Source organism: Commensalibacter sp. B14384M2, from assembly GCF_016101865.1.
Classification (GTDB): domain Bacteria; phylum Pseudomonadota; class Alphaproteobacteria; order Acetobacterales; family Acetobacteraceae; genus Commensalibacter; species Commensalibacter melissae.
In genome coordinates, this window is sequence record NZ_JACFPS010000003.1 from 121,655 (window position 1) to 136,196 (window position 14,542).

Genomic DNA, 14,542 nt, shown 5'->3' on the forward strand with positions numbered 1-14,542 from the left:
GCTGTAATTATGAATATTTTTAAAATATTAAAAAGGCTGCACAATAACCATGATAACAATAATAATCATTAATATTGTAGGAATCTCATTCATCCAGCGATAAAATTTTTCAGAATGATGGTTGTTATTTGCAGCAAATTGCCGACGCCAACGTGAACAAAACCCATGATATCCTGTTAAGATCAATAAAGCCACCAGCTTAACCACCCACCATTTTGCATGCCAATCAATGATCCCAGGAGTCAAGGCCAATAAAATTCCAAATAAAAAAGCCGCCATCATTGCAGGATTAATAATATAACGAAGCAATTTATACTCCATTATTTTAAATCTTTCATTTTCATCTGTTTCTTTGTTTACCTGACAATGATAGACAAATAACCGGGGCAAGTAAAACTGACCTGCCATCCAGGCAATAACTGAAATGACATGCAAAGCTTTTATCCACAGGACATAAGGCAATAGAGAGGACATCATTACTAATGTTCCCTGTTATGCTGAGATTGAACAATTTCCTTTATGATATCAGTAGCTTTCTGAAGAGAATCAACACGGATGACCCCTTTATAATTTGGCGCTGCTTTATTTAAATCCCTCAATAACATACAGGCCATCCCCGCATCATAGGCAGCTTTTAAACCTGTATCAGAATCCTCGATAACCAGACATTCATCAGGATTAACCCCCTCTTTTTCAGCAGCATACAAATAAAGGTCAGGAAAAGGCTTTGAATTTCTAACCTCATAAGCAGAATGAATACGATCCTTGGGAAACCACTTCATCAATCCGGTTTTCTCAAATTTTGTTTTCATTTCCTCCTGTGAGGAATTCGAGCCGACACGATAAGGTATTTTCAAATCATGTAGGGTTTGCAGAATTGATTCAACGCCAGGAATTTTTTCCACATTGCCGAACATGCCTTCGACAACCTTTTTATGTGCTTCCTCAGCCCAGTTATCCGGTAAATTCCTTTTCGCATGCTTGGCTATCTTTTTTCCGATATCCACCATTTGCACCCCGGTAAATTCCTCACGGGCCTGTTTATCGGTTATGTTCCATCCGTATTGACGCGCTTCCTTTCCCATAATTTCTGCGACAATATGCTCACTTTCAACCAGAACACCATCGCAATCAAAAATAACCAATTTTAAAGATCCATTAGTATGAACTGCCTGCGGTGCCTGTTGAATGACCTGTTTTATTCTATCGTCCATTCCCAATCTCCCAATTATTTCAAATTATGTACAGTGTTAACCAATTCTTCGACATGTTCAATAGGGGTTGCAGGTAATATTCCATGACCTAGATTAAAAATATGCGGCCTGTTTTTCAATTCATGACATAAGCGATGAATTTCCTTCTGAAGCATGTTCCCGCCATATAACAGACACAAGGGATCAAGATTACCCTGGAATCCAACAGTGGGGGATACCTGACGGTTTAAGAAGGATATATCGTTATACTGATCCACTCCAACCGTATTTAAACCTGTCCGTTCAATATAGGTTAGCAGTTGTGTACCGGCCAACCGCGGAAAACCGATAATCGGGACCAGAGGATAGACCTGTCTGATTCTGTCAATGATTTGTCGGGTGGGATCAATGACATAACGCTGAAACAGGGTTGAAGGGAGCAGACCCGCCCAACTGTCAAAAAGCATAATGGCTTCGGCACCGGCCCTTACTTGATGACAAAGATAGGTTGCTGTTGTTTCTGCAAGAAGATCAATGATCTTATCAAACAAGTCAGGATTTTGATAAATCATTTTAAACACAGTTGAAAAATCTTTCGAGGATTTACCTTCAACCATGTAGCAGGCAACTGTAAAAGGCGATCCTGTAAATCCCATCAGGGTTACCGATCCAGGTGAGGCTTTTCCAATCGATTCACCATTATTAAGCAATTTATTAAGATTTTGCAGGGTGATCAGGACCGGTTCAATTTTTTCATCAATCTGTTCCGGATGGAGTTTTTTCAGATTCTCCTCCGAATAAATAGGGTGTAAAATGGGGCCTTTTCCTTCAACAAACTGTAATTTTTGTCCCATCGCCCATGGCAGGATTAAAATATCTGAAAAAAGGATGGCGGTGTCAAAAGCAAAACGTCTTATGGGTTGCAATGTTATTTCAACGGCAAGATCAGGTGTCAGACAACGTGTAAGAAAATCTGCCTGTTCCCTTAATTTTCGAAATTCAGGTAAAAATCTTCCTGCCTGTCGCATCATCCATAAAGGGGGTGGCCATATTTTTTCCCCTTTCAGAACTTTCATCAATTTTTTTTCAGATTTTAACATTCATATTCTTTCTTTTTCGTCTTGATAAAACAGTATCAAATTTTTTTTTCTTTTTCATGTCCTTTAAAATAAAAAGAAAATTTAAATTTTTTGATGTTTGTTTATAAATCCTGTTAGTACTGTGGTACCCGTTATTTAAAAAATGTACCCCATTTTTCCAACAGAGTGTACAGATTTTAACAAGTTGAATTCATTCAATAAATTTAGGTTATCCAGATATTGTTAAACCAAACCTGTGTACAACTCACTGAAAAATAAAAAAAGGGTACAATCCCCGGTACTCAGTACCTGACTGTTTTTCTTGAAATTTAATCCCCATGTACCTCATTGTACCCCAATCATAAAATCAGATGAAAAATTGTCGGAATCGATTTGGAGAAACCGATAATAAAATTCATTGTAAATACATCTTATAATAGGTATTCTTTATTATGGGAAACCAAAATTTATTTTAGAAAGGGAATTTGAGATGGTAGAAAAACGACTGAATTATTTTAAGGCCGCTCCTGAAATGATGAAGGCCATGTGGAATTTGGAAGAGGCTTCAAAAAAGTCAATCCTTCCCGTTTCATTGAGGGAATTGGTAAAGATAAGGGCTTCCCAGATTAATGGCTGCGCTTTCTGCATTGATATGCATACCAGGGATGCCCTGGCTGCAGGCGAGGATTTGAAACGGATCTTGACCCTCAGTGCCTGGCGGGAGACATCCTATTTCAATGAACGGGAACAGGCAGCCTTATTATGGACGGAAACACTGACGCTTGTATCGGAAAAACATGCCCCTGATGAAATTTACAGTCAGGTCAGAAAACATTTTGATGATCAGGAAATTGTCGAGTTGACGGTTACCATTAATGTTATCAATGCCTGGAACCGTTTCGCGATCGCTTTTGCGACCAAACCTGAATAATTGATGAAATCCGGGATGTTTGTTGTTGGTTCAATCAATAATTGCTGTTCGGATGATAGATATTTTCGGATTTTGTTTTGAATATCTTTCCTGAAGTGGGGATTATTCAAAGAAAGCCGGAATATTGTCTGAATTTTTCATCATTTGATAAAAATTAAAAGTTACCATTTTTAACTTGCCATCTACAGGTTTAACCGTTATATATTTTTTTCAAAAGGGGCCATAGCTCAGTTGGGAGAGCGTCTGAATGGCATTCAGAAGGTCAGGGGTTCGATTCCCCTTGGCTCCACCATTTAAACGGGTTGGATATTGCCAATTCCTGACAGATACCTTGTTTTTCCCAAAAAAATACATAATTTACCTATCATATTCTTGCCAGTTCATGACAGACTATGCGATAAAAAGTGGGTACAATATTTTGAATTATTAAATTCGCTTTCTTAATAGACAAGTTTCAACGATAACATTCTATCCGCATTACAATTGGTTTCGGAATGATATATGAGGATAGTTCCTTGAATATCATTTCTGTTGACTGTTACAGTTTCAGTTTAGGCAAGGCATTGACAATTTTACTTGTTGCCAGACTGACAGTTATGACACGAAGAAATAGTTCAAGCGGATATTTCGGATCATGCATGGTTTCAATGGCCCAGTCGTTGGCATCATTGGTAATGCCTGTTTTTTTGTCTGTCGTAACGGATTGGCGTTCCATAACCCACCAGGGCCGATTTTCCATTTACGATATAGTCATAGGCCTCCTCAGGTATGTTTCTGATGGTGAAACAGTCATTGTAAATGACTTCCGTTTTTTGGTTCCTTTGGGGAAACCTCATTTTGGTAACGTGAAATTCATGGTCTTTCCCCCCGACAATTCCTGATGGGGTAAGGGTTAACCCATCAATTTCAACCCCGGTGTAACAGTCAACAGTTTCATAATTCAGGTGCAGGTCGGCAAGCATGCGTCCCGCCTGTGTGAAGGCGGTAAAATCATCAAACGACTTGACACGGGGAATACGGGGAAGATCCTTGGTCAGATTGTCCTCATAACGGCTGCGGTAATCTTCACTGTGAAGCAGGCCGTAAATGTAATAGAAAATATCCTTCCTGGTAATGGCCTGATCGGGATAGGCGGCCTGAAAATGTTTTAGGGCATCATTGGAGATGGCGTCCCGTCTTTTGGGTGTTTCCTTTTCCAACAAATCATTTTCACGAGGGGAAATGTCATAGAGATATAGGGGAAAACACTGACCGTTGGCTTGTAATTGTACATCTGGAATAACATTACATATTATACAGCTGAATTTTTTTGTAACTCCCAAACCTGTAATACTGATAACTCGATTATCAGCCTGTGCAGTTGGAAAAATTAGCGGCATTTGATAAGTCATGTTATTTAAATCTTTGTTAAAATACAAGTAAGATTTCGTGAAGGGACGATATAGGGATTTATACAGGGAGGAAGAATCAAACTGATATTTTTTTCCTTTTTCTAAATCTTTTTTATTTTGACGATCCCATGAAAACCTGGTTGAATCAAAAATGACGAAATCTTCAGCCTTTATAATTTTGGTGGATTGGGGTTGGGCAAGATAACGATCAACCTCGTCATTGTAGAACTGAATGGAATTTTGGATATTGGCAATCAATTTTTTGGATGAGGCATTATAAACCCAGGCATCTCTACTTGTTGCAACGCCACGAGAATAGTTGTCAAATATACTTATTGTCTGCCTATCCTTTTTATCACCCATGGAGATATAGGCATTGAAATTTGGATCGCGCTGATTGATCCAGTCATTGAACCGGTCAGGAACAATATTGATCCAGCCATTGTGTCGGGTGATTCCATCGATATTGCCGAATTTCCGTATTGTTTCCAGTTTTTGCTGACGGGTGAGGTAATCGCCAATATCATGGAAATATATTTGTCCCCTCTGGTTTTGATTGGGGTTTTTAACCAGAATTGAAATGGCAATGGGGGCACGACTTCCTATATTAAATATATTATCTTTTTCTTTACGTCTTTGCTCTCCGGAAGTTCTTGCATTACCGCGTAAATGAAAAATATAAAGGCTGGTGAATTCTTCAGCCAGACATTTTCTCAAACCATCACAAGTGTTGCTGTCGATAAAGCTGGCATTGCTGACAAAACCGAGAATACCACATTCCCTGATTCGATCCGATGCCCAGCGGATGGCCCTTATGTAACTGTCATATAACGTGTTTTTATTGGTTGCCGTTGAATATTTGGCATAGGTTTCACGAATTCTTTCATCCAGGTCTGGATAGGAAAGATTGGCATTATTGTCATTGGCGGATTCCTGCCCCGCGGAATAGGGCGGATTGCTCATGATAACCTGAATATCAAGCGCCTGCTGGCGGGAAACCCGTTCATTGTTTTCCCTTAGCAGGATATCCTTTCCGATATCCTTTTGCCTGCCTTTCGCCATTTCGAACGTGTCGGTCAGACAGATTCCGGCAAAGGATGTATATTCCCCTTCTTTCTTTTCTGTTTTGCCAGCATCGTTTTGTTGCGTCATTATACTGTGATAGGTTGATTCAATATTGATCGTGGCGATATAATAGGCCAGCAGGACAATCTCATTGGCATGGATTTCACGTTTATATTTGTGGGGTAGTTTGTCCTTTGTGATAATGCCGCTTTGCAGCATTCTTGTGATGAAGGTTCCGGTACCTGCAAATGGCTCAAGAATATGGACATTGGGTTCGGCGAGACTGCTGCCAAATTCGGTTTTCAGGACATGCTCGATGCTGTGGATGATGAAATCCACCATCTCAACCGGTGTATAGACAATTCCCAACCTTTCGGTCATGCGGGGAAAGGCATTGCGAAAGAATTTGTCATATAGCTCGATGATGATGCGCTGTCTGCCCTGTACGCTGTCAATGCCCGTGGCACGCATTTTTATGGATTCGTAAAAGGCCTGCAGGGTTGCACGTTCCTTGTCCAGTTTTTCCCTGTCCAGCTGTTCAAGGATTTTCTGCATTCCCTTTGAAATGGGATTGTGCTCGGTAAACCGGTAATGTCCGAACAGGGCGTCAAAGACAGGTTTTGTGACCATATGCTGGGCCAGCATTTCAATGATTTCATGATCATCGAGATTTGGGTTGATATCGTCCCGCAACTCTTTGGCAAATTTGTTGAAAAGATGAATGGCCTTATGATTTTTCGGGTTGTCCAGAATGTGCTGGATGCGATCGATATGGGTTTGGGCAATTTTGGCGACATCATTTGCCCAGTCCTCCCAGTGATGCCGGTTTCCACATTTTTTAACGATTTTGGCATAGAGAGCCCGTTCAATTTCCCCAACCTCGAAGACCAGGTCTCCCTGCCGGTTCGATGAGGGTTGGGAAGCCTGGCCAATAATATGACTTTTCCTCGCCCTTGCCGCTATTTCCTGAGATCTGGTTTGCTTTTGTCTTTTGGGGCCGATCTTGTCGGCAACAGCGATCACCTCTATTCTTGAGGGGGCCTTTCCATTGAATTCCAGCTTGTTGATGGTTGCGTCAAAACGGTCATCATGGGAACGGAGGGCATTTAGAACCTGCCATACAACACGATAGGTCTGATTGTCATCCAGTGCCTTTTCAGGCTCAATGCCTGCCGGTATGACAATGGGCAGTATGACATATCCCAATTTTTTCCCGGGTGCCTTGCGCATAACCCGGCCAACGGATTGAACCACGTCCACCTGGGATGAACGGGCTGTCAGGAAAAGAACGGCATCCAGTGCCGGAACATCTACCCCTTCGGACAGGCACCGGACATTTGACAGTATGCGACAGGTATTTTCTGGTATTTCGGATTTCAGCCATTCCAGTTTCGTTTCCTTTTCCCCCGCATTCATTCCCCCATCAATATGTTCTGCCTCGCAAGTCATGCTCAAGGCCCTGTCCGGAAATGCGTCAGGATTTTCTTTTGAACGTTCTTCGGTTTCGTGATGTTGATATTGTTCAACAACCTTGCCAAACATCTCGGCGATTAGTTTGGAACTGACTTTGTGTGTCCTGCCCTTATAGGTTGCCTCAATGACCTGGCAAAAGGCAACGGCGCGTTGCATGGGATCCGCCGAATTATCGGGATTTTCATACAGACCCTGTTTAGACAGGGCTTTCCAGCAACCAACGATTTTTGCCGCATCATCAACCTTCAAGGCATTATCCTGATCCTTCAGCAATTCTTGCAGGCGTCTGTTGATGTGGCTTTCCTCCACGGCCAGAACGATGACTTTGTAATCAACCAGCAAGTTCCGTGATACCGCCTGGGAAAATGTGATGACATATAAATCCTCACCATAGATAGCCGGATCATCCATTGAATAGACGACAATAGATTCATCCCTGGCCTTTTTCTTGCTGGCTTCGGCATAAATCCGGGGGGTTGCGGTCATGTATAAACGTTTTTTTCCAAGAATATATTCATTGTCATGAATTCTGACAAATGCGGATTCATCATCCCCCTCATAGGTTGCACCCGTCGTACGGTGCGCTTCATCACAGATGACCAGATCGAATGCCGGAATGGCGTTTTCACCCTGTTGCGCCTGGTTAAGAACCTCGATGGAATGATAGGTTGAAAAAATGACCGTCATGGCTTCGGGATTATTATCAAGGGCCACGTGAAACGCTTTTTTCAAACTTTCGGCATGGGTTGTTGCCGGATATTGCAAATCACTGATTCCCGCAATGACACGGTCATCCTCCCTGGCATGTTTCTTGCCTACATCACTGTCTGAACAGACCGCGAAACTGTTTATTTCAATGGCACTCTCTTGCGTCCATTCTGTAAGGCTCTGACTGAGCAGGGAAAGGCTTGGAACCAGAAATAATACGGTTTTCCCCTTACCCGCCATGGTTTCGGCAATTTTTAGCGAGGTAAATGTTTTTCCTGTACCACATGCCATGATCAGTTTGCCGCGATCTGCGGTTTTCAGGCCGTATTGTACGGCTTCCAGGGCGGACGCCTGATGATCAAGCAGCTTTTTCTTGGGTTTTAAAACCGGTTTTTCTTCATGTAAGTATTTTGACCAGTCAATAACACTCTGTTCCAAGTGATGCAGATCGATCTTGCTGACCGGGGGATTCTGGTTTTCCAGGGCATTTTCAGCATTTTCTGTCCATTTGTCAGTCGTGGATATGATATAGCGATAGGTAAAATATTTCTTGCCCGAAGCGGTAAAGAAGCTGTCTATGTCATTTTTGCTGATTGTTCTGTCCGGATCATAGTTTTTGCATTGAAAGGCATGAAGTTCATTATTCAAAGTGACCCCGACCAAATCAATACCCGTGTCCTTTTTATCCGTGATGTTCAGGACCTTTCCATAACAGGACACCCAGTCAGAATAGGGTAAAATATCCTTGTATTTATTTTTATAAGCCGGTTCAGTTTTGAAATACTTTATCATCAGGTTTTCAAAACTGGTTCCCTTATCCCGTTCCGTTTGCGTTGTATGACGGAATTGTTCCAGTAAATTCTGTAATGCCGAGGTCATTTTAAATGATGAATACTAAAAAGAAATTAATAAATAATTCAAATTATTAAATTTGCTTATCTTTTTGAAGTGACATTGTTGCTAAATATCGTTCCACTCCATCAAATTATTTTGATAAATCATTAATTTATTAATAATTGGTCAATTGATTATGATTCGCATTGTCTAAAATATTTATTAATTATTTCAATTGGTTATATAATATGTTTTAATACAGAACATAATCTCATTCACAATGATCCTGCAATAATTAGGTATAATCATCTCAAGGGGTTCAGTCATGACAAATATATGGATGCATATTGGTATTGGTTCTTTTCAGCGTGCCCATCAGGCATGGTATCTTCATCGTTTGTTACAGGAAAATACCAGGGAAAAATGGATTGTGGCGGCTGGGGGGATACGCAAGGATACGGCTCCGTTGTTGGACACCCTGTCAAAACAGGATGGTCAGTATATATTGGAAACCGTCACCCCAAAAGGTGAACGGGATTATGAAAAAATCACATCTATTCAAAAAATTCTGCCCTATGATGATAAAATGCAAGGCCTTGTTGAACAGGGGATCAGGCCTGAAACAAAAATTATCGCTTTTACCGTTACAGAAGGTGGATATTACCTGGATACCAATCATCAGCTTGATAAGAGCAGCAGGGATATTCAGTCTGAACTCAAGGGTGAAATCTGCACGATTTATGGTGCCTTAAAGGCAATTCTAAAGGAAAGAATTAGAAAGGGTGGCCAACCTGTCACCCTGTTAAGTTGTGATAATTTACGTCACAATGGGGAACGTTTCAGAAATGGGTTTATCGAATTCCTGAAACTGTCTCGGGAAGACCAGTTGCTGGAATGGGTAAGGAAAAACACTTCCTCTCCAAATACTATGGTGGATCGTATTACCCCCCGTCCCTCAGCCGATTTACCGGAACGGGTATATGGGGCCACGCATTTCAGGGATGCCGCCCCCGTTATGGCGGAATCATTCATTCAATGGGTTATCGAGGATCATTTTATCGATGGTCGCCCCGAACTTGAGAAAGTCGGGGTTGAAATGGTAAAATCGGTTGATCCATGGGAAGAGGCAAAAATTCGTATCCTGAATTCAAGTCACAGTTGTGTCGCTTGGGCGGGAACCTTGGCAGGGCTCTCCTTTATTCATGAGGATGTGGCCAATGCTGAGATCAGGAAAATGGCATGGAATTATGTTACAGAGGACGTTATCCCTTGTCTGACACCAAGTCCCCTTGATTTGGCCAGATACAGGGATGTTGTATTGGATCGTTTTAGTAATCCGTATATAAAAGATACGAATCAACGCGTGGCTGCAGACAGTTTTTCCAAAATCCCGGGGTTTATTACGCCCACCTTAACCGAATGTTACGATCGGGGTAAAACACCTGATGCAACTGCCGTTTTACCGGCATTATTTTTTGTTTTCCTGGAAAATTATGTAAAGGATCTAATTCCCTATCAATATCAGGATGGTATTATGGATCAGCAAGCTGTTCACGAAATGTTCAAGGCAGGGGACCCCGTTGCGGAATATGCGGGAGACAAAATGCTGTTCGGGAAATTGGCAGGCAAACCAGAATTTGTAAAATTATTACACAACAAAATTAATTATTTGAGAGATTGGCAGAAAAAAGTTAATAATTAGTTATGAAACCCTTAACCAGCATTAAAGCCTGTTGAGTGTCAATTACACCAGAATTGAGGGTTATTTTAATGAATTTAATTTTGTGAAGTTGATAATTTTATGAAAATTGGTATTGCAATAACTACATTTAACCGGATTGAATATTTAATAGAACAAATACGCCTGATCCAAAAATTTTCCTTGAATGAATATGAACTGATTGTATGTGACGATGGTTCAACAGATGAAACGGTTGATGTTTTAAACAGGGAAAAAATAAATTACATTACGGGAAAAAACAAGGGTATCGCCTGGAATAAAAACAGGGGGATTTACTACTTGGCCAACTATACGCAAGCCGATATGTTTATTTTACTGGATGATGATATTTTCCCAACGATGTATGGATGGGATGTGGAATGGGCAAAGGCAGCCCAAATTCATGGACATGTCACCTTTGTCGTTCCAGAATGGAAGGACAAATTGCTTTATGGTGATTGTAATGCGCAGAATCCGGGCATATCCCCACTAATTGCGGGTTCATGTATCACGGTCAGCAGGGAGGCTTTTCCCCTGGTTGGTTATATGGATAACCGTTTTGGGCGTTATGGACATGAACATACGGATTATTCAACAAGATATGTTAAATCTGGATTTGGGGGAATTATCAGGGAAGATAATTCCATCGTTTATGCGGTTATGGATAGTGGATTAAAATTGATGCCCATTCCCTCAACAGGTTCCCCAGAAGAAGCAAGAAATAATGAAAAAACGCTAAATGACCTAAAAGAGGAGCCGCTTTTCCGGTACCCCTGGTTTTCACGAAATCAAAAACAGGAATTCCTGAATGATTTAAAAGATAAAAGTCAAATAGTTCATTTAAAAGAATGGGACATTATTCGTGAATTTGATCAGGATTTTTATCTGGAAACCTATCCTGATGTAAAAGCGGCAGGTATTAACCCTGTTCAGCATTATATTCTTTATGGATGTAAAGAAAATCGGAAAATTAAACCAGAATAATGAAACGTATTTATTATCTTCTATTGGAATTTTAAAAGTTAATAATTAATTAATAAATGAGGTGCTTATAAAGTAAATAAATTTTTTTTATTTGTTAAATTTTTTATTTGCTTAATCGACGAATAATCTAGATTGGGTGACTATGAAAAAAAAACAAGATTTATTAATCAGTATTGATGGTGGAGCCACTAAATCCATCATACAAATTTTTACAGCTGATGGAAAATTTTTATTAGAAAATAAAGGGGGGCCAGCGAATATTGCGAGTAACACGCAAGAAAGCTGGTTTTCTATTAAAGAAACTCTGGATAACAGTTTAAAACAATTGGATATTACACCAGAGGATGTTAATTTATATGGAGGTGCTGGTCTGGCCGGTGCAGAGGTTCCTGTTGCCCGTGAAAATTTTAGGAAATTATGCACAGGTTTTGAAAAATTTATTTTTGAAACAGATGCTCATACATCATGTCTAGGTGCACATAAAGGTAAAAATGGCGCGGTTATTGCCATTGGAACAGGGACAGTGGCCTATGCCATTTTCAATGAGAAACATAAAAAATTAAGCGGCTGGGGTTTTCCGCAGGATGATCAGGGAGGTGGAGCCTGGCTGGGATTGCAATTGATATCTGACATGTTGCAACGTATAGAGGGACGTAAGCCGGAAACCGATTTAAGCAGAAAATTATATAACCATTTAAAGCGGCAGGGAGAGGATCCAATGTTGTGGGCAGTAAGAGCGCAACCACAAAAATTTGGTTCTTTGGTTCCATGGCTGATTGAGCAAGCGGAAACAGGATGTTCTGACGCAAGTTTATTCTTGGATAAAGCAGCGGAAATTATATCTGATTTGGCTTTGGCATTACTAAAAGATGAATATGCGGATCTTCCTTTGTGTTTATTAGGGGGACTGGCGAATATTTTCTTATCTCGATTATCTCCAAAAGTGCGTGAATATATTATTCCTGCTCAAGGTCAATCTTTAGATGGTGCCTATTATCTGGCGCTTCAAGCATATAAAAATAAGGAAGTACATTAATGGAAGTCATTATTCGCCCAGATGCAGAGAAAACAGCACAGTTGGCGGCAACTTTTATTGCCCGGAAAATCAAAGAAAAACAAAAGATTGTTTTAGGACTGGCAACGGGTCGAACCATGGAACGGATTTATGCAATTTTGGTCCAGATGCATAAAAATGAAGGGCTGGACTTTTCCGGATGTCATTCTTTCAATTTAGATGAATATATTGGTTTGTCCGCAGAAGACCCCAATTCTTATCGTAGCTATATGGATTATCATTTATTCAGGCATGTGAATATTGATTTGAAAAATACACATGTTCCAAACGGTATGGCACAGGATGTGCATTCTGAAGGTAAACGCTATGAAGAAGAAATTCGTAAAGTGGGCGGAATAGATCTTCAATTGTTAGGTATTGGTGAAACCGGTCATATTGGTTTTAATGAACCCTTGTCCGCGTTAATGTCACGAACCAGGGATAAAAGCTTAACCCCTCATACACGTCGACAAAATGCAGAAATGTTTGGAGGAGATCCGGAAAAGGTTCCCAGTCGTGCAATGACCATGGGTGTTGGTACGATTTTGGAAGCGCGGTCAATCCTATTGGTTGCCTTAGGAGAAAGCAAAGCATCAATTTTGGCAAAGGCAGTTGAGGGACCTATCACTTCGATGATTAGTGCGTCTGCACTACAGCTTCATTCTGCATGTAGGATTCTGGTTGATGAAGCGGCAGCCTCTCAATTGTCAGGTCGCCAATATTATGATTGGGTTTTCCAAAACGAACCTGAATATGCCCAATATCGTTAAAAATAACAATTCAAGGCGTGGATAAAAGGAAAATATATGTCTAATCAGATATCGCCTAATGTTCCTCAGAATACGACAAAACCTCTTATTATTGTAGGTGTTCTTTTTTTTGTTATTGGATTTTTTACTTGGATTAATAGCCCTCTAATCCCTTTTGTAAAAGTTGCTTTTTCGCTTGATGATTTCAATGCTTTTTTTGTTTTATCTGCTTTTTACATATCCTTTTTTGTTTTTTCACTTCCCGCCTCATGGGTGTTAAAAAAGACAGGCATGAAAAATGGCTTGTGTATTGCATTGATTGTCATGGCAATAGGTGCATTAATTTTTGGCCAGTTTATAAAATCTCATTGGTATACTGGGGTTTTAATAGGTTTATTTATTATTGGGGTTGGATTGTCGTGTCTACAAACCGCTGTAAATCCTTATGTTAGTATTTTGGGGCCTATTGAAAAAGGAGCCCAAAGGCAGGCAATAATGGGTATTTGCAATAAGGGTGCTGGTATTCTTGCCCCTGTAATCTTTGGAATGTTTGTTACAAATATCAGTGGCATCCAGGAACGTATTGATGCCGCCAGATCCATTAGTGAGAAAACGCAAATTATATCTGTTTTTGCTGATAAAGTTTATTATCCATATATGGGAATGGCATTGATTTTGCTTTTGGTTGCTTTTGGAATTTATCGTTCGACTTTACCAGAAATCAACAATGAAAATGATGGACAGCAAAAAGGAAATAGTGGTGGAATTCCTACCTCTCCTCGTTTATGGTTTGGTGTTTTGTGTATATTTACCTATGTAGGTATGGAAGTTTTGGCTGGAAGTGCCATCGGTACTTATGGATCAGATTTTCATATTTCTCTCGATATTACCAAGTTTTTTTCTTCTTTTACCCTTTCTGCAATGTTAGCCGGTTATTTTGCAGGAATTATTATTACCCCTAAAATTCTTTCTCAAGAAAGTTATCTGGTTGTATCCAATGTTTTAGGCATTATTTTTGCTATTGGTGCATGGTTGACCACCGGATATATTTCAATTACTTTTATCGCTCTATTGGGATTTGCCAATTCAATGATGTGGCCCGCTATTTTTCCAATTGCCATACGTGGTTTGGGTGAACGAACAGCTAGTGGTGCAGCTTTAATGGTAATGGGAATTTGTGGAGGTGCTGTTATTCCGCAAATTTACAGTTATTATACGAAATTTATTGATTTCCAAACGGTTTTTGCAAGTATAGCCATTATTTGTTACACGATTATGGGTTTATATGGCATTTATGGTTATTTTGACCTGAAAAGAGGCAAAGCATCTCGACCTGTCATTATTAATGAGGGTGCATAGGG

General features: G+C 40.2%; 11 protein-coding genes and 1 tRNA gene. 7 read left to right on the top strand and 5 right to left on the bottom strand.

Features of this window, described 5'->3' with window-relative positions; all coding sequences use genetic code 11:
- Positions 1–27: 27 nt before the first annotated feature.
- From hemJ to hemE, 3 genes are read right to left on the bottom strand one after another with little or no spacing between them, the layout of a single operon-like run.
- Complete coding sequence (gene hemJ / locus H3R33_RS06450) at positions 28–477, bottom strand: protoporphyrinogen oxidase HemJ (RefSeq protein ID WP_110439218.1); 450 nt, start codon at positions 475–477, stop codon at positions 28–30.
- A gap of 2 nt (positions 478–479) precedes the next feature.
- Positions 480–1,214 (bottom strand): HAD family phosphatase, encoded by a 735-nt coding sequence (locus H3R33_RS06455; protein WP_155564749.1) that lies wholly within the window; start codon positions 1,212–1,214, stop codon positions 480–482.
- A gap of 14 nt (positions 1,215–1,228) precedes the next feature.
- Positions 1,229–2,293, bottom strand: coding sequence for a uroporphyrinogen decarboxylase (hemE, locus tag H3R33_RS06460; protein WP_198185098.1), 1,065 nt, complete (start codon positions 2,291–2,293; stop codon positions 1,229–1,231).
- 469 nt (positions 2,294–2,762) lie between these two features.
- Here hemE and H3R33_RS06465 point away from each other — a divergent pair, with 469 nt between their 5' ends.
- Both H3R33_RS06465 and H3R33_RS06470 read left to right on the top strand, forming a co-directional pair.
- A complete protein-coding gene (locus H3R33_RS06465) occupies positions 2,763–3,203 on the top strand; it encodes a carboxymuconolactone decarboxylase family protein (RefSeq protein WP_110439215.1) in 441 nt (146 codons plus the stop codon).
- 216 nt (positions 3,204–3,419) lie between these two features.
- Positions 3,420–3,495 (top strand) — tRNA-Ala (locus H3R33_RS06470).
- 246 nt (positions 3,496–3,741) lie between these two features.
- Here H3R33_RS06470 and H3R33_RS09140 read toward each other — a convergent pair.
- Both H3R33_RS09140 and H3R33_RS06475 read right to left on the bottom strand, forming a co-directional pair.
- Positions 3,742–3,918 carry a hypothetical protein gene (locus tag H3R33_RS09140; RefSeq protein WP_255520032.1) on the bottom strand — a complete coding sequence of 59 codons (177 nt, stop codon included), beginning with the start codon at positions 3,916–3,918 and terminating at the stop codon, positions 3,742–3,744.
- The gene (locus tag H3R33_RS06475; protein ID WP_255520031.1) at positions 3,869–8,719 is read right to left on the bottom strand and encodes a type ISP restriction/modification enzyme; all 4,851 of its coding nucleotides are present in this window, start codon (positions 8,717–8,719) and stop codon (positions 3,869–3,871) included. Before H3R33_RS06475 ends, H3R33_RS09140 begins: the two co-directional genes overlap by 50 nt.
- Before the next feature lie 280 nt (positions 8,720–8,999).
- On the opposite strand from H3R33_RS06475, the gene dalD reads away from it, so the two are divergent.
- The 5 genes from dalD (at position 9,000) to H3R33_RS06500 (ending at position 14,540) form a co-directional block, all read left to right on the top strand.
- Complete coding sequence (gene dalD / locus H3R33_RS06480; protein WP_232342164.1) at positions 9,000–10,376, top strand: D-arabinitol 4-dehydrogenase; 1,377 nt, start codon at positions 9,000–9,002, stop codon at positions 10,374–10,376.
- Positions 10,377–10,475: 99 nt separating this feature from the next.
- Positions 10,476–11,378 carry a glycosyltransferase family 2 protein gene (locus tag H3R33_RS06485; RefSeq protein ID WP_155564745.1) on the top strand — a complete coding sequence of 301 codons (903 nt, stop codon included), beginning with the start codon at positions 10,476–10,478 and terminating at the stop codon, positions 11,376–11,378.
- A 142-nt stretch (positions 11,379–11,520) separates the two neighbouring features.
- Entirely contained in the window at positions 11,521–12,414 is an 894-nt protein-coding gene (locus tag H3R33_RS06490) for a BadF/BadG/BcrA/BcrD ATPase family protein (RefSeq protein WP_198185097.1), read from the top strand.
- A complete protein-coding gene (nagB, locus tag H3R33_RS06495) occupies positions 12,414–13,202 on the top strand; it encodes a glucosamine-6-phosphate deaminase (protein WP_110439211.1) in 789 nt (262 codons plus the stop codon). Before H3R33_RS06490 ends, nagB begins: the two co-directional genes overlap by 1 nt.
- A 36-nt stretch (positions 13,203–13,238) precedes the next feature.
- Positions 13,239–14,540 (top strand): sugar MFS transporter, encoded by a 1,302-nt coding sequence (locus H3R33_RS06500; RefSeq protein ID WP_198185096.1) that lies wholly within the window; start codon positions 13,239–13,241, stop codon positions 14,538–14,540.
- The last annotated feature ends 2 nt before the right edge of the window (positions 14,541–14,542 follow it).